The sequence below is a fragment of the Vagococcus lutrae genome (assembly GCF_003987555.1).
Classification (GTDB): domain Bacteria; phylum Bacillota; class Bacilli; order Lactobacillales; family Vagococcaceae; genus Vagococcus_A; species Vagococcus_A lutrae.
This window is the reverse complement of the sequence record NZ_NGJW01000003.1, coordinates 129,282-147,114: the sequence shown is the minus strand read 5'-3', so window position 1 is coordinate 147,114 and position 17,833 is coordinate 129,282. Positions and strand designations below refer to the sequence as shown.

14 protein-coding genes are annotated in these 17,833 nt (G+C 37.6%); 1 reads left to right on the top strand and 13 read right to left on the bottom strand.

Annotation, left to right across the window (positions count from 1 at the left end):
• Positions 1-117 precede the first annotated feature (117 nt).
• The 11 genes from rpoD to rlmN form a co-directional block, all read right to left on the bottom strand.
• Positions 118-1,230, bottom strand: coding sequence for an RNA polymerase sigma factor RpoD (gene rpoD / locus CBF33_RS03495; RefSeq protein ID WP_023605817.1), 1,113 nt, complete (start codon positions 1,228-1,230; stop codon positions 118-120).
• Positions 1,231-1,250: 20 nt separating this feature from the next.
• Positions 1,251-3,107 (bottom strand): DNA primase, encoded by a 1,857-nt coding sequence (dnaG, locus tag CBF33_RS03490; RefSeq protein ID WP_170167739.1) that lies wholly within the window; start codon positions 3,105-3,107, stop codon positions 1,251-1,253.
• A gap of 111 nt (positions 3,108-3,218) precedes the next feature.
• Complete coding sequence (gene glyS, locus CBF33_RS03485) at positions 3,219-5,303, bottom strand: glycine--tRNA ligase subunit beta (protein WP_126761635.1); 2,085 nt, start codon at positions 5,301-5,303, stop codon at positions 3,219-3,221.
• Entirely contained in the window at positions 5,303-6,205 is a 903-nt protein-coding gene (gene glyQ / locus CBF33_RS03480) for a glycine--tRNA ligase subunit alpha (protein WP_126761633.1), read from the bottom strand. The genes glyS and glyQ overlap by 1 nt, the downstream gene beginning before the upstream one ends.
• Positions 6,206-6,477: 272 nt before the next feature.
• A complete protein-coding gene (gene recO, locus CBF33_RS03475; protein WP_126761631.1) occupies positions 6,478-7,266 on the bottom strand; it encodes a DNA repair protein RecO in 789 nt (262 codons plus the stop codon).
• 40 nt (positions 7,267-7,306) lie between these two features.
• On the bottom strand, positions 7,307-8,209 hold the full coding sequence (gene era, locus CBF33_RS03470; RefSeq protein WP_023605812.1) for a GTPase Era: 903 nt from the start codon (positions 8,207-8,209) through the stop codon (positions 7,307-7,309).
• A 21-nt stretch (positions 8,210-8,230) separates the two neighbouring features.
• Positions 8,231-8,626, bottom strand: coding sequence for a diacylglycerol kinase (locus tag CBF33_RS03465; protein ID WP_126761629.1), 396 nt, complete (start codon positions 8,624-8,626; stop codon positions 8,231-8,233).
• Positions 8,607-9,074, bottom strand: a complete 468-nt coding sequence (ybeY, locus tag CBF33_RS03460; RefSeq protein ID WP_126761627.1) for an rRNA maturation RNase YbeY — start codon at positions 9,072-9,074, stop codon at positions 8,607-8,609. Before ybeY ends, CBF33_RS03465 begins: the two co-directional genes overlap by 20 nt.
• Positions 9,074-11,248 carry an HD family phosphohydrolase gene (locus tag CBF33_RS03455; protein WP_126761625.1) on the bottom strand — a complete coding sequence of 725 codons (2,175 nt, stop codon included), beginning with the start codon at positions 11,246-11,248 and terminating at the stop codon, positions 9,074-9,076. The genes ybeY and CBF33_RS03455 overlap by 1 nt, the downstream gene beginning before the upstream one ends.
• Positions 11,249-11,253: 5 nt before the next feature.
• The gene (locus CBF33_RS03450) at positions 11,254-12,222 is read right to left on the bottom strand and encodes a PhoH family protein (RefSeq protein ID WP_023605808.1); all 969 of its coding nucleotides are present in this window, start codon (positions 12,220-12,222) and stop codon (positions 11,254-11,256) included.
• Positions 12,223-12,291: 69 nt separating this feature from the next.
• Positions 12,292-13,365 carry a dual-specificity RNA methyltransferase RlmN gene (gene rlmN / locus CBF33_RS03445; RefSeq protein ID WP_126761623.1) on the bottom strand — a complete coding sequence of 358 codons (1,074 nt, stop codon included), beginning with the start codon at positions 13,363-13,365 and terminating at the stop codon, positions 12,292-12,294.
• Positions 13,366-13,486: 121 nt separating this feature from the next.
• Between rlmN and CBF33_RS03440 the strand changes: the two genes are divergently transcribed.
• Positions 13,487-15,580: a cation:proton antiporter gene (locus CBF33_RS03440; protein ID WP_126761621.1), complete on the top strand. Its 2,094-nt coding sequence runs from the start codon at positions 13,487-13,489 to the stop codon at positions 15,578-15,580.
• 58 nt (positions 15,581-15,638) lie between these two features.
• Here CBF33_RS03440 and CBF33_RS03435 read toward each other — a convergent pair whose 3' ends face one another.
• Together CBF33_RS03435 and CBF33_RS03430 are read right to left on the bottom strand one after the other, a co-directional pair.
• On the bottom strand, positions 15,639-16,295 hold the full coding sequence (locus tag CBF33_RS03435; RefSeq protein ID WP_023605805.1) for a P-II family nitrogen regulator: 657 nt from the start codon (positions 16,293-16,295) through the stop codon (positions 15,639-15,641).
• Positions 16,295-17,773, bottom strand: a complete 1,479-nt coding sequence (locus CBF33_RS03430) for a DUF1538 domain-containing protein (protein WP_126761619.1) — start codon at positions 17,771-17,773, stop codon at positions 16,295-16,297. The genes CBF33_RS03435 and CBF33_RS03430 overlap by 1 nt, the downstream gene beginning before the upstream one ends.
• Positions 17,774-17,833: the final 60 nt, after the last annotated feature.

Below are 17,833 nucleotides of genomic sequence, written 5' to 3'. Positions count from 1 at the left end.
AAACAGCACATATCTTATTCTTCTCATTGACATCACTTAAATTTTTATACAAAAAAACAACGTCTAAATGAATAAACGTTGTTTTCAGTATTAATTATTTAATTAGAATCATTCTCATTATTCTAAGAAATCTTTTAATTGTTTAGAACGTGAAGGGTGACGTAGTTTTCTTAAAGCCTTCGCTTCGATTTGTCGAATACGTTCACGCGTAACACCAAAGACTTTTCCAACTTCTTCTAAAGTTCGTGTACGTCCATCATCCAGACCAAAACGCAAGCGCAATACATTTTCTTCACGATCGGTTAGTTGGTCTAAGACGCTTTCTAGTTGTTCTTTTAACATTTCATAAGCCGCATGATCAGCTGGACTGGTGGCATCTTGGTCTTCAATAAAGTCTCCTAGATGAGAATCATCTTCTTCACCAATCGGTGTTTCTAACGATACAGGCTCTTGAGATATTTTTAAGATTTCGCGTACTTTTTCAGTTGGTAAATCCATCTCAGCACCGATTTCTTCAGGTGTTGGTTCGCGTCCTAAATCTTGTAATAATTGACGTTGAATACGAATTAGTTTATTAATAGTTTCCACCATATGCACAGGAATACGAATTGTACGAGCTTGGTCAGCAATTGCACGGGTAATCGCTTGACGAATCCACCATGTGGCATAGGTAGAGAATTTAAACCCTTTTGTATGGTCAAATTTTTCTACCGCTTTCATTAATCCCATATTACCTTCTTGGATTAAATCTAAGAATTGCATACCACGACCCACGTAGCGTTTGGCAATACTTACAACTAAACGTAAGTTAGCTTCTGCTAATTTCTGTTTCGCTTCTTGGTCACCATCTACAATACGTAAAGCAAGCTCTACTTCTTCTTCCGCTGTTAAAAGGTCAACACGACCGATTTCTTTAAGATACATTCTGACTGGGTCATTGATTTTAACGCCTGCTGGTGCCGACATATCTTCTAGTTCTTTTTTATCTATTTCTTCTTCAGAGGCTAAGCTTTGTTTTGCTGGCTCGCCATCTTCATCAACGACACTAATCCCTTGATCTTCGATACGTTGAATTAAATTATCCATACCTTTGGCACCTAATTCATAAGGGGTTGCAATACGATCTGTTAATTCATCATATTGTACCGATCCTTTTGGCTTATACTCTTTAATTAAAGACGTTACCGCTTGATCGTACGTCAATTTTGTTTTTTTCTCTTGTTGTCCCACAGTATGGCCTCCTCTAATGTTTAAATCACATCTAATTGTCTTTTTTTATCAATCAACGATAAACTAATGGTCAATTGTTTATCTATATCCCCATTCTTTTGCACTTCTACAAGCTCTTTTTCCAATTTTGTTATTTCTCGAAGTAAACGATATCGTTTAAAGACACGTTCATAGTCGACTATTTCTTGTTCATTACTTTCTTCTGACATTTCTAAATACATAATCGTGACAATCAATTTCTTAAGATAGTCCTCTTTTACATAATCTAAAAAACCACCTATATCAGCACCCGAATAAGAACTTTTAAAATCGATTAAATGATTGAATATTTCTTGATATTGGACATCTAAAAAAGAAAAATCTTCTCTCATTTGAAAACGTCGCAAGATATCTTCTTCCGTCATCATTCGATATAATAACATTTGTTGAGTCTTCTCTAATAATGATACCTTATTTTGTGGGGTACTGACAACTTGGTTTTCAATTATGACATCTCGCGTTCGATTTTCTCGTCGTTCTTTAGCCTTTGCGGACGCTCGATTCGACGAAATATACTGAGATAAATCTGAACGAATCGCGTCTTCTGTCAATTCGTAATCTTTTGCAATTTGTTGAATATATAAATCACGTTCGACTACCGACGAAACCTTGGATAATTCTTGCAATACTTTTTGAATAAAATCTATCTTACCTTGTTCTGTTTGCAGATTGTACTGCGTTTCATAGTAACCTGTTTTAAAAGAAAAGGGAGTTTGTCGTTGATTTTTTATGAAATTCTGAAAACGCTCAGCGCCCTCTCGCTTAATAAATTCATCCGGGTCCCACTCATTGGGCAATTTCATCACATTGACATCAAAATGTCGTTGCGTTTCTAACACTTCCAATGCTCTCATACTAGCATTAAGTCCCGCACTGTCACCGTCATAACAAATTAACAGTTTACTGCAAGATTTTTTTAACATTTGAATTTGTTCATTCGTCAAACTCGTTCCCATTGAAGCGACACCATTTTGGACATCGGCTCCCCATGCAGCAATCACATCCATAAATCCTTCAAACAAAATAATTTCGCCTGTTTTTCGCGCTATTTTTTTTGCCTCACGGTGATTATAAAGAACATTCCTTTTATTAAATAGGCTGGTTTCAGGACTATTAAGATACTTAGGACTTTTACGGTCTGATTCTCCTTGTTCTTCAAATAATCTTCCAGAAAACGCAATCACTTGATCGTGATCGTTATGGATTGGAAACATAATCCTGCCGAAGAATCGATCGAGCAAACGGCCATCATCAGTTTCAGAAAAAAGACCACTCGCTTTCAATTCTTCTGAATTAAAACCTTCTTGCACTAGTATTTTTTCTAAAAACTCACGTTGATTAGGTGCAAGTCCAACTTGAAAATGCGTTAGCTGGTCGTGTGTCATGCCACGACTCTCTAAATAATCTAAAGCGGCTTCCCCCATCTGAGTGTTCATTAACAAATGATGATAGACATCTGCTGCTCGCTGATGAATCGCTACTAAGAGTTGATTAAGGCGTCTTTCAGGACTCGCTTCTCTGTCTTCTTGTCGGTCAAACTGATACTCTACCGTCAAGTGGGACATTTCCGCGACTTTCTCGACTGCTTGTGGAAATGAATAGCCTTCAATTTCTTCGATAAAACGAAAAACATTGCCGCCTTTACCGCATCCAAAACAATGAAATATTTGTTTATCTTCTACCACTGAAAAAGAAGGAGATTTTTCCTCATGAAAAGGGCACAAACCAAAATAATTTTTTCCTGACTTTTTAAGTTGGACATACTGACCGACAACGTCTACAATATTCGTACTTTCGCGAATATCTTGCAACACTTCTTCAGGAATTCGATTAGACATGCTCTCTCTTCCTTTCCATCTAGTCATCAAAAGTCGCACAAACAAATTGTATGTGCGACTTTAGCTACTCTTATTATTATACCACACTATGTTGTTTCGAGAAATATTTTGTTACTTCGTCAACAGTAAGTCAATGCTTGCAATCGTTAAAATCATATCGGATATCTTAGCTAACTGACGTAAGCGGTTATTACGTACGGCTTCATCATCAGACATGACCATAGTTTCTGCGAAATATTGTTCAATAATTGGTGCCAGTTCACGTAGAGCAGTCATACGTTCAGCCATATCCGACTGTTCTAAATCTGACATTTCTTCGACCGCTTTATATAAAGAGGCTTCATGTTCATTTTCAAATAAATCCGGATCAACTTTTTCACTTAATGTTTCCGCAATCATCTCTTGACCTTTCCGTGCTAAATTCATCACACGTGTCAATGCTTCAATCGTTGGTTTGAAGTCTTCACGATGTTGACTGTCTTTTAATAAACGCGCAGCTTCAATCATTTTCAACAAGTCTTCTTGTTCACCATTTACAACGGCTTCAATAATATCATGACGGATTTCTTGTGACGCTAAGAATTGCTTCAAGCGTCCTTTCACGAAGTCAACTAGCTTATCGTCTCCATCTTCAAGAGAAACACCGTAGTAACTACTGTCTTCATTAATGATTTTGGCAATTTCACGGTGCAAGTGAAGTAGAGGATAACCCCATTGTTTATTTTCTATGATTCGGATAATACCGTAAGATTGTCTTCTAAGTGCGTAAGGGTCATTACTACCCGTTGGAAATAGTCCTGCTTTGAAGAACGTCATCACAGTATCTAACTTATCGGCAATGGCTAAAACAGCACCAATATCTGTTTGTGGTAAGTCACCATCGCTAGAAGTAGGAAGATAATGTTCACGAATGGCCGTCGCAACAGCTGGGCTTTCACCTTGAATCAAGGCATATTTTTCTCCCATAATCCCCTGCAACTCTGGGAACTCTCCAACCATATTTGTCATTAAGTCAAATTTATAAATCTGACTAGCACGTCTTAAATCTTCTTGTTCTGCTTCACTTAAACCAACTTCTTTGGCAATTAATTGAGCAATCGCTTCAACGCGATGCCCCTTTTCTTCCATCGTTCCTATTTTTTCATGGAACGTAACATGTTTTAACTTTTTAACTTGCGTTTCAATGGCAACGGCTTGGTCTTCTTTGAAAAAGAAGTCTGCGTCTTCTAGTCTTGCCTTCAACACTTTTTCATTTCCTGCAATCACATTGTCAATATGCTCATTGTTCCCATTACGGACACCAATGAAGTAAGGCTGTAATGCTCCATTTTGGTCACGGACGTCAAAATAACGTTGATGTTCACGCATACTTGTGACTAAGACGATATCGGGAATCTCTAAATATGCCGGTTTAAATTGCCCGACAAAAACTGTAGGGTATTCGACTAAATTTGTAACTTCTTCTAATAACCCTTTATCTTGTTCTATTTGCCACTGATGTTTTTTAGCCAGTGCTTGTATGTCTTCTCGTATCATAGCCATACGTTCTTCACTATCTACAATCACATATTCCTTTTTTAATGCTTCCACATAGTCGGTAGCTGAGGCAATTGACACCTCTCCACCTAAGAAACGATGTCCACGTGAAATGCGACCTGCTTCCACATCTAAAAATGACATGTTGACCACTTCATCATCCAACAAAGCTACTAACCAATGAACCGGACGAATATATTCAAAATCATGACTTCCCCAGTGCATCGTTACAGGAAAATGAAGTTTTTTAACGACCGTCATGATGTCTGGCAAGATTTCACGTGCTGCCTTACCTTCGATAAACTTATCGACAAAGACATACTCTTCTCCTTTTACCACTTCAATATATAAATCATCTGGTGTGACACCTTGTCCTCTAGCAAATCCTTGTGCGGCTTTGGTCCAATTCCCCTCTGCATCTTGCGCAATTTTCTTAGAAGGTCCTTTTGCTTTTTCAGAAATATCTGTTTGCTTATCAGCTAAATTAACAATCTCAAACGCGAGACGTCTTGGTGTTGCGTACATTTTTATCATGTCATATGTGAGACGTTCTTCTTCTAAAAATGTTGCTACTTTTTCTTTTAACTGTTTAACGGTTGGAAACACAACTCGAGCAGGCATTTCCTCTAAACCAATTTCAAGTAAAAATGTGTGCGTCATTATGCTTCCTCCTTTTCTTCTACTTCTTTTAATAATGGAAAACCTAATTTTTCACGTTCCGCGACGAATTTCTTAGCTAATTGACGGGCCATATTACGTATACGCGATAAATACCCTGCTCGTTCGGTTACCGAAACCGCTCCACGAGCATCTAACAAGTTAAACGTATGACTGCATTTTAAAACATAGTCGTAAGCTGGATGAACCAAATTTTCATCAATACAGCGTTGTGCTTCTCTTTGATACATTTCAAATAATGTTAAAAGCATTTCTTGATTACTTGTATCAAATGAATAGGTTGAATGTTCAAATTCAGGTTGTCCGAAGATTTCTCCGTATTTAATCCCTTCCGTCCACTCTAAGTCATAAACGCTTTCTACTTCTTGAATGTATGAAGCTAATCTCTCAATTCCGTATGTTAGTTCGACAGTCACGGGATGACACGCTAAACCGCCTGCTTGTTGAAAGTATGTAAATTGAGTGATTTCCATCCCATTTAACCAAACCTCCCAACCTAGACCAGCACATCCCATAGAAGGATTCTCCCAGTTATCTTCAACAAAGCGAATATCGTGTTCTAATGGGTCAATTCCAAGTAATTTTAAACTTTCTAAATATAATTCTTGAATATTATCTGGTGAGGGTTTCATTACAACTTGAAACTGATGATGTTGATATAAACGGTTTGGATTTTCACCATAACGACCGTCATCAGGACGACGTGAAGGTTCTACATATGCCGCTGCCCATGGCTCCGGTCCAATCGCACGTAGAAAAGTATACGGACTCATAGTACCTGCCCCTTTTTCTGTATCATAGGCTTGTAGTAACAAGCAGCCTTGTTCTGACCAAAACTTTTGTAAAGTTAAAATCATTTCTTGAACGGTTAATTTCTTTTTCATGACGTAGCTCCTTTTTGTATTTTAGACAATAAAAAACCTATGTCTAACAACGTTGTTAAACATAGGGACGATTTATCGCGGTTCCACCCTACTTCCAGTTTCCTGGCAGCTTTTTTAAAATTACTCAGAAGTGCCTACATAAAACGATTACTAGTTGACTTTCAGCCTCGATCAACTTCTCTTTTCAAGTAAAAACTGTTTTACTTTTTCTCCCTCAACGTAATGATTCATTTACCTTATCATAGCCTCTTAACCCTTGCTTTGTCAATAGTTTAGTCATGACTTTCAGTGTCTGAAGGTTTTAATAATCCTTCCCACTCTTTCATTTGATCGATAAACCGTTTGCTTTTCGGTTTGACGCCAACAAAATCATGATAAAGCTGGTCAATCGCTTCACGCAATTGATTCTTTGTCACTTGCTTAACGTGAATTTGATTTAATTGTTCCAAACTTACGTTGGCCAATAGCCTTAATACATGCACCGCTTTAGGATCAAAATGATAACGGTGTGGGTCACAATCAAAGTGATTCGCACAAAGCAACCCGTGATACTGGCTTGAAAAATCAAAAACACCTTGATGCGTCCCACATACTTGACATGCTCGCCAATCAAAGTTGACACCAAATCGTTCTAACAACTGAATTTCATATAAGTTAGTTAAGATTTCTGGATCTTTTCCTTCATCTATTAAACGTAATACATCTCGTGTAAAGCCATATAAGGCCGGGTCATAGTGATTATCTTCAATTGCCAAATCAGCTAGATTTAAAATATATGTACCGTAAGCATTTAAAAAGATGTCATGTTGAAGCTGACTAAAATATCGGATGTCTTTCGCATCATTTAAAAAAGATAGCCCTTCTTGTTTCAACGTCCCGATATAATTAGCTTCAGTAAAAGCTAATAATGCCGGACGTAACGGATGGTTTTTCCGTGTCACGTTTTTTACAAAGAACATTTTCTTCCCATATTTTTCAGTAAATAACTTGACGAGCATATCTTTCTCACGATGTTTACGTGTAAAAAGAAGCAATGCTTTGGTCTCTTCCATATAGTTCATCGGAACGCCTTCTTTCTAAAAAAAGGATTACTAGCAACTGCTAATAATCCATTTCACGATAACCAAAACTTTGAAGCTGGCGTTGTTTATCACGCCAGTTTTTTTCTACTTTAACCCATAATTCCAAATAGACATGGTCACCAAGAAGATTTTCAATATCTTTACGTGCTTTAATACCGATGTTTTTCAACATCTTTCCGCCTTTACCAATGATAATCCCTTTTTGGCTCGTTCTCTCGACAATAATATTCGCTCGGACATGAATCTTATCATATTCATCTCGCGACATGTCTTCGACCACAACTGCCACGGAATGAGGCACTTCTTCATGAGTTAAATGTAAAACTTTTTCTCGAATCAATTCACTCACAACAAAATACTCGGGATGATCGGTTACTTGGTCAGCTGGGTAATATTGAGGTCCTTCTTCTAAGTAAGTTTCCAATGTTTCTAATAATTTAGGAACGTTATTTCCTTCCGTAGCAGAAATCGGCATGATTTCCGCAAAAGGCATGAGGGCTTGATAATCCTCTATAATCTCAAATAGTGCATCAGGATGAATCGTATCAATTTTATTGATAATTAAAAACACAGGCGCTTCTACATTTTTAAGTCGTTCGATAATAAAATTGTCACCAGGTCCTCTTTTTTGATCAGCACTGACTAAAAATAAAACAGCATCTACTTCACGTAAAGCACTGTATGCTGCTTCAACCATAAAGTCTCCCAACTTATGTTTAGGTTTATGAATACCCGGTGTGTCAATAAACACAATTTGACTGTCGTCAGTTGTGTACACTCCTTGGATTTTATTACGCGTCGTTTGTGCTTTGTCACTCATAATCGCGATTTTTTGACCAATAATTCGATTTAATAACGTCGATTTCCCTACATTTGGGCGACCAATTATCGCTACAAAACCTGAACGAAAGCTATCTGTCATTTCGTATCCTCTTTTCCATTTTTAGTAAAACGCCATTATCTTTGGAACTAAGATAATAAGAGCGACGACTACTGCTAAACAAGCTGTTAGTAAGACAATGCCTGCTGCTAAGTCTTTAATTTTTTTGGCTAATGGATGATACTCATGCTCGGTAATAAAATCAACAATGTTTTCAATCACCGTATTGAGTAACTCCATCAATAACACGAGAAAAATCATCGTTATCATCCAAAGCCATTCTTGTTGCGTTAGTTGAAAGAAAAATCCCACTACAACCGCCACACCGCCAAGTGCGACATGCGTACGAAAATTACGTTCTTCTTTCAACGCCCATTTCAACCCATCAAAAGCATGCATAAACGCTTGAGAAAAGCGTTTGTTTTTTTCAAGTTGCGGTTTACGATCTTGATAAGCCATAACTATCTAAAATCTTTCTTTGTAAGCCAAACATTTCCGCTTCATCTTCTGGCGTCATATGGTCGTATCCATTTAGATGTAAAAAGCCATGAAGCGCGAGAAAACCAAGTTCTCGCTCTTCACTATGCCCATACTCTAATGCCTGTTCTTTTGCTTTTTCAGTCGAGATTAAAATATCTCCTAGATTTCGAGGTATGCCAAGTTCTGACATCATCTCAAGTCCTTCTACATCATCTTCGATAGCAAAGCTGATAACGTCAGTTGCGACATCCTTACCACGATAATCACGATTATAAACTTGAATCGCTCGGTTATCCATGAATGTAAGTGACAGTTCTGCCTCTGACTCAATATCAAGATAGTTTGCTGCATGCTCTAATAAAGATAAAATTTGTTCGATATCTTTTGTACTTAAAGATTCTGTTTGATCTATTACGCTTACTTCCATTATTTCTCGCTCTCCTTCAACTCTTTTTTCATTTTCGGATATTCAATTCGCGAATGGAAAGTACTACATAAACCATTAATTAACGATTTTTCGACTATACGAATTTCAGCTAAAGTTAAGCCTGATTCATCTAACTGTCCATCTAATATTCTTCGTTCAACTAAATCATATACGAATTCTGCAATTTTTTCATTCGTCGGTTCTTTCATCGCTCGTATTGCAGCTTCACACGTATCCGCTAAACTAACAACCGCTGCTTCACGTGTTTGTGGACGTGGTCCCGGATAACGAAAATCTGCTTCTGTCACATCTGGATTGCGTTCTTTAGCTTTCGCATAAAAGAAACTCATCAAGGTAGTCCCGTGATGCTGTTGACAAATATCTATGACTAATTCTGGCATTTTTTCTTTCTTTAGTATTTTTACCCCTTCCGAAACATGAGAAAAAATGATTTCTTTGCTATCTTCAGGGAGTAAAAAGTTATGTGGATTATCTGCTCCTGCAGGTAAGTTTTCAACGAAGAAATTGACGTGCTTAATTTTACCGATATCGTGATAATAACAAGCAACTCGTGTCAATAACGAACGTCCGCCTATTTCTGCAACCGCATTGGCACTAAGACTAGCAACCATCATACTATGATGATATGTACCTGGCGCTTCCTCTAAAAGTTGTTTTAATAAAGGATGGTTAGGATTACTTAATTCATTTAGCACTAGGACACTATCGTCATTTAATAATAATTCAATATATGGATGCAAACCAATAGACATCAGATAACTAAATAAACTGCCAATAAACGCGCTTAACAAACTAGCAACCATATAATCATCGCCTAAATTCATTCCTTGATAAATCGTCATAATAAAGACAAATATAACTGGGAATAAAATCAGCCAAATTACTGCCGGCGCGATTTGACGCCCTATGCGTTCACGTTGAATTAATGTAGCCATTAATCCAGTAAATAGATAGGTCATCGTAATCATTACCATCGTACTCGTACCGCCTAGGTCATAAAAAACAAAGGACGCAAACGCTACTTGAAATAGTGCGCCAAGAACACTGGCTCGACGACTTATAAAAAGGTTTAATATTAATGGCACAAAGCCCGCTGGGAAAATCATCGGCACAAATGAAAGGTTCTCAGTCAAGAAAACGGCTACTGCTTTCATTAATAAGACACTAATTAACATCATAAACACATAAAAATTGATAAAACGGAATTGCTGTTTTTCATGCGTTGTTGTTCTAACCAACCACAGTAAGAGAGCGATTTGAAGCACGATTAATAATACAAGCGCTACTACTGGAAACATCGATGGTGTTTGATTTGTTAATCCCAGTAATTTGAGTTTTTGATAAGCGCGGCTATCAATTTGTACGCCTTCTCTAACAATCACTTCACCGTAATAAATCATCACAGGACTGACATTCGCTCGTGCTGCTTCTTTCATCTCTTCTGTTTTCTTTTCATCGAGTACTTCATTTACCACAATCGCATTATCTGTAATATAGCGAACTAATTGTTGTTCATTATTATCTAATTCTGATAAACGAATTTGGTCGTAAGCGTTCTGTTTGATACTCGCAATATTATCCGAGCGAATATGCTCTTTCATTGTTTCTTCAATAATATTGACACTGGTATCGCGTACTAGTGCTAATTTCTCATCATCTAACTGGAATACAGATTCATAAAAGACGTTCGGAATGGTTTGATAATAAGCTAACGCTTCAGCACTCACTTTTTCAAACTTGCTTTTTAAAAGGGCTACGTGTTCCTCAACAGTCGGATATTTCACGACTTCATCTTTTTTAGCTTTCGCAACTTTTGCATCATAACGTTCTTTTAACTCACGGCGTGTTTCATTAATATCTTCGTATAGTTGAATCGTCGCTTCAACACGCAAATGCCCGATACTTTCATCGAAGTTATACTTGGGCGTGACTGCCTCTTCGGCTAACCGTTTCTTTTCTTCTGTCTCCGCCTTATTCTCAATACTCTTGTTCGCTCGAATCGTCTCACTTGCTAGATGACCTTCACGAATATCCAAGTCTTTAGGGCGTACATTACTGTATAGAAACAAGAATAGTAATATCCCAAAAATAACCGATATGATTAAGATATATCGTTTTCCAAATCGTTCCTTTAGCCCTTCAAATTTATACATGTTGTCTACTCCTTATCCTTTTCACCGTAAGCATTAATGATTTCCGATACAACGGGATGACGGACGACATCACTTGAATCAAAATGAACAAATCCTACCCGTTGGATACGGTTGAGTTTTTGTTCAGCATGAACGAGTCCACTCATGACGCCTTTAGGCAAGTCGATTTGTGAAACATCTCCATTTACAATCATTTTAGATTGAAACCCTAGACGCGTTAAAAACATTTTCATCTGGGCGATTGTTGTATTTTGAGCCTCGTCAAGAATCACAAATGCTTCCTCAAGCGTGCGTCCTCTCATATACGCTAACGGGGCAATTTCAATCACACCACGGTCCATTAAACGCGTAGTATGTTCAACACCGAATACGGCATAAAGAGCATCGTATATCGGTCGTAAATACGGATCGACTTTCTCTTTTAAATCTCCCGGTAGAAACCCTAGATTTTCACCTGCTTCTACAGCAGGGCGTGTTAAAACAATTTTTTGGACTTCACCTTTTTTTAAAGCAGATACAGCCATGACAACGGCTAAAAATGTCTTACCCGTTCCAGCTGGGCCAATCCCAAAGGTGACATCTTTCTTTTTAATCGTTTCAACATATTTTTTTTGACCATATGTTTTAACTCGAATGGCTCTGCCGTTTTTATCTTTTAAGATTTCTGTTTCATATAAATCTGTGAAATAAGCAAGTGTCCCTTTATTGGCCATTTTTAATGCCGTCACGACATCTGCTGTATTTACAGGTATGCCACGTAATGTGAGTAGCTGTAATTTTTTTAAAACATCATGAATAATTTGAGCATCTTCAGGAGCTCCTGTTATCTGAATTGTTTCGCCTCGAGCATTAATCGTTACGTGTCGGTTTTCTTCTAAAAGCGTAACATGTTTATCTTGCGGCCCTAATAACTGGCTCGCCTCTTCTTGACTTGTCACACTTATTTCTAAAGTTACAGGTGTATTTTCTGTCAACAGTTGTCGCTCCTTTTTCTTCCTATATCTCTTAAATAATACCACACTTCTAGCGACTTAAAAAGAATCTTACTGTTTTACTTGTGACTCTTGCTTTTTCAATTGCTTACTTCTTAACTGACCGCACGCTGCATCAATGTCTGTTCCCTGTTCTTTACGGATGACACAGTTAATGCCACGTTTTTTTAAGACATCATAAAAAGCAAGAACCGCTTCTTTTGAGCTTCGTTGGTACTGGTCGTGTTCACTCACTGGATTATAAGGAATTAAATTGACATACGCTAGTTTACGCTTATCTGCTAACAAATCCGCTAACTGTTTAGCATGTTCTGGTTGGTCATTGACATTAGCCAGCATGATATATTCAAACGTAATACGACGATTTGTTTTCGCTAAGTATTCATCAACTGCAGGCATTAATTTTTCAAGCGGATGACTGCGATTGATTCGCATAATAGATGTACGCAACTCATTGTTAGGCGCGTGTAAGGATATCGCTAGATTGACTTGCAGTGGTTCATCGGCAAATTCTTTAATCTTATGTGTCAAACCACTTGTCGAAACCGTCATATGACGCGCACCGATTGCTAGCCCTTTGGCATCGTTGACAATAGTTAAAAACGTCATGACATTATCATAGTTGTCGAAAGGCTCGCCAATTCCCATTACCACAACGTGACTAATGCGTTCTCCTTTGTTTTGAGAATCAAGGAAACGTTGAACAGTCACAAGCTGAGCGACAATTTCCCCTGCATTTAAATCGCGTTTTTTCTTCAACAAGCCACTCGCGCAAAAACTACATCCGATATTACAACCAATTTGTGTCGTCACACAAATAGACAGACCATAATGGTGACGCATTAACACCGTCTCCACCATATGTTTGTCTTGTAATTCAAATAAAAATTTTGTCGTACCATCTGCAGATTGTTGCTCGACGACCGTTTGTAACGGTGTCATTATAAAGCTCGCTGATAATTTTTCAATCAAAGCATGAGAGAGATTGCTCATCTCTTCAAAGTTCGTGACACGTTTAACATATAACCAATCCCAAATTTGTGTAGCTCTAAATTTCTTTTCTCCGTTGGTTAATAGCCATTCTGTCAAAGCATCATACGTTAAATCAAAAATTGATGGTTTCATTAAAAAACTCCTCTTTTGTGTTTATTTGTTCACTATATTACAAAAATTACAGAATTGCAATTTCAAAAAAAGATTTCACAACCTACGTTTTTTGTTATAATAAAAAAAAGGAGTGAAAACTATGACCATACTTGTTTCTAGTATTATGATTATTGGATTGGTTGTTATTTCCAATATATTAAGTCATTATATTTTATTTTTACCTACTGCCTTAATCGAAATTATCATAGGACTAAGCATTGCCCTTATTTTTGATGTTAAAATCACCTTACAGTCGGACTGGTTCATGTTATTATTTGTTGCGCCATTACTTTTCAATGATGCTAAGCACTACCCGAAAGATAAATTATGGGAACTACGTGCGCCAATCTTTGGATATGCTATTGTGCTTGTTTTTTTTACAACCGTTCTTGGCGGTTGGTTTGTTCACTGGCTGATTCCCTCATTCCCCTTACCTCTTGCCATGGCACTAATAGCTGTTCTATCTCCCACAGACCCGGTTGCTGTTCAAGGCATTGCCGAGCAAGTCAAACTCCCACCAAAATTAATGAACTTAATCAGCGGTGAAAGTTTGATTAATGATGCTAGTGGATTGATTGCCTTTAAATACGCGTTAGCTGCTTTTATGACAGGCTATTTTTCACTCACTAAAGCGATTGGCAACTTTTTTTACATCTCACTCGTCGGTGCTCTTATTGGTATTCTATTAATGATCTTCATCCATTTCCTCAAACTTTTTCTGGCTCATCAAGGAATTCAAGATGTTGTCTTACATGCAATTATTCAATTACTGACTCCTTTTGTTATTTATATTACAGCAGAACATTTTCATGCGTCGGGTGTCATTGCCGTTGTGGCTGCAGGAATTATTGCGATTAATCAAACTACCGTCTTTAAAAGTCACTACTCTGAAACACGATTAGTCACGGAGAGAATGTGGGAAATACTTGTCTACATTTTAAATGGTGTTGTGTTTGTGATTCTCGGTGTTGAGCTTCCTGACGCAATGAGTGAAACCATTGCGAATCCTAATATTAATAACACCCTACTCATTATTTGGATTTTAGCAATCTGGTTTGTTCTTTTATCCGTGCGTGTTCTTTGGTCATACGCCTATATGTGGTGGAATTTTTTTGATAAAAACCATCCGAAAGTGACACGTCCACTTTTTAAAGAAGCTCTTTTAACAGGAATTACCGGTGTGCGCGGAGCGGTCACAATGGCAACTATTATGTCAATGCCGTTCATCATGGACAATGGTCGTTTTTTTAAAGAACGCGCACTGATGATTGCTCTTGCTTGTGGTGTAGTTGTCACAAGTCTTCTTGTGGCTACGTTTACCCTTCCGATTATGACAAAGCGTAAAGGAAAGTTACTTTTAGTAGGAGATGAAGGTTATCGTGAAAATAGCTTAGTAGACGCTTATCAAGACACCGGCATGTTAACTGAATTAGAAGCACGAAAATTAATGACTCAAAATGCCATTAAATCGCTAAAAAATATTGAAACAGCTGAAAATGAACGTGTGACGAGTGACTTAATTCATGAGTTAAATCGACGTTTACAACATCTTCATAAAGAAAGTCACAGTAACGATACCCATCATTTATATGCCGACACCGAGAGGTTAATCCAACAAATTGCGATTAATGGTGAAAAAGAAGCCATCCATCGTCTAATCGAATCGGAAAAAGTCTCGTTGGCCACTGGAAAGGACTACTTATCATTTTTAAATTCTAAAGAATCTATTCTCTATTCAAATTGGCGTTACTTTTTTCATCGTATTTCCTATAATACTTTACAAAAACTAGAAAAAACATTCATGAAGCAACGTTGGCAAAGTCATCACGAAACATCGTGGTTAAACTTTGAATACCAAGCAACTAAGGGAGCGATACAAGCTTTAAAAACATATCAAATCCAACTAAATGCTGAAAAGGAACCTGATTTATTAAGAAAGCAAATCGCTCAGCAAAAACAGCATGAGTATTATTACAAATTACAACGGATTAAATTTTCACAGATGAAACCTTCTGAAGATTACGATGAACAATTGCTAGAGCTTTATAATATGACTGTTTATAGTGAACGCAAAACAATTCATGACTTGTATACCTCTGGTAAAATCACACTCGACACAGCTAATCGACTGCGTCAGTCTTTATTGTATTATGAAGGAACACTGCTGCAACGTGAGCTAGCTGAAAAAAATTAAAAACAGGAACGAACTGTAACACATGACAGTTCGTTCCTGTTTTTTATATTGTCAATAATTAATCTTCCCGATAAATACCGATAGCGTCCATGATTGGCTGCACAAATAACACGCCAGAACCCGGTTTTTCTAAATCTAATGCTCGGTCAATTAACTGAATGACCTCTGCCGTATCGCTTTTCTTTGTAATTAACAATACGACGTCTTTTTCTGGCTCTATCGACATGGCGAATACTTTCGAACGCTCATGAATACCTGAACCACGCCCATGAATTACTGTGGCACCTTCGACACCTGCATCATTTGCTAAATCGATGACGTCATCTGCTTGACCACGTTCAACAATGACAGTGATTAATTCAAACATACTTTGTTCTCCTTTTGCCATAATGTCTCGATCACCCTTTTTTTCTTCATAATGAAGTCCAACATATTGTCCAATTCCCATTGTAAAACAAATACCTTGTCCTTTTTTATCTAATTTTAAGCATTTCCTCAAATCTTCAATTGTTTCTCTCACACATTCTTCTTTACCAATGGTTAAAACAAGCTCTTTTTTTACATCGGTCAAGGCTAATAATTTTAATAGCTTATCATTGACAGCTCCTTTTCCATAGAAAATAGTGCCCCCAGTTATGCCATGTTTTCTTGCGATTTTTAACACTTTACTGCCTTTTCCTACATCAACAATCGTTGTTAATAATAAACTTGCCATTATAGCCCCTCCTTACGTGATTTCATTTTAAAGACTATCCCTAATAATTGCAAGGCAATCAATGGCGTCATAGCAACCATTGCAATAATACCAAATCCGTCTACTAGAACATCTGCATTTGGCATTGCTTCAGCTACTCCCATTGCAAAAGATAAAATAAATGTGGCTGTCATCGGTCCTGACGCCACTCCTCCTGAGTCAAACGCAATCCCAACAAATAATTCTGGGACTAAAAAGGTTATCATTAATGATATCATGTAGCCCGGTAATAAGAAATGCCAAAGTTCCAAATGATCACTCATTATTCGAATCACGGATAACGACACTGACAAGCCTACTCCAATCGACAAAGCCAGTAAGACTAATGGACGGCGCACATAACCGTTCGTAACTTCTTCTATTTGATGGGTTAACACGTGTACAGCTGGCTCAGCTAAAATCGTCACAACACCAAATATAAAACCAATCAAGACGGTAAAAGTTGAGCTGTGTTGAGTGGCAATCGTTTGGCCAATAATTTTTCCTACGTCCATAAAACCAGCATTGACACCCGTTAGGAATAATACTAATCCAACAAACGTATAAATCAGACCGACGATAATGCGGCGAATAATTTCAGCATGGGCTTTTAAATAAAGGATTTGATATAAAAAGAAGAAAAACACAATAGGAAGTAAGGCTAGCACGATTTCTTTACTTACCGTAAGTAAAATACTGAAGTAAACACGGAAAATATGTGTCGACTGAATACTCGTATCGCCTAGCGAACCGGATAAATCTCCGGGTTGTGTCACGATGCTATAAAGCAAGACTGAAAAAATCACTCCTGCCGATGCTAATCCAAGCAAACCAAAACTATCTTCTTCAGCTGATTCACTATCTCTTTTTAAACTCGCAACACCTACTGCTAGCGCTAAGATAAACGGAACAGTCATCGCGCCAGTAGTGGAACCAGAAGCATCAAACGCAATCGCGTGAAACTCAAAAGAAGAAAAAATAGCAGCTACTAAAATGAGAAGATACGTAATAATAAACGTCATCCTTAGTTTAATATTCTTGATAATGCGTACCAGTCCAATCATAACCATAAACGCTAAGCCAATCGAGACAACGACTACCAGATTCATTTTATCAATAACGCCACTCGTCACTTCCATTACTTGTCCAGCTAATATATGTAAATCGGGTTCTGCCACTGATATGGAAAACCCTAAGATTAATGACGCTATGACAACAATCGATAACTTATTTGATCTAGCAAGGCCTTTCCCCAGATAAATCCCTATCGGTGTAATCCCAATATCGACACCAAGCAAGAAAATTGTTAGACCTAGTATCAGACTCACAGAACCTAAGATAAAACGACCAAATACCGGTCCTTCTAACGGCACTATAGTAAAGTGAAGGATAACAACCAATAAGCTAATTGGCAGTACCGACATCACCACATCTTTAAATTTAGACTTTAATACACTCAAAGCATTCCCTCTTTCGTCTTATAGATTTTTGTTCCTCTCTATTGAAATTCACAAGCTACT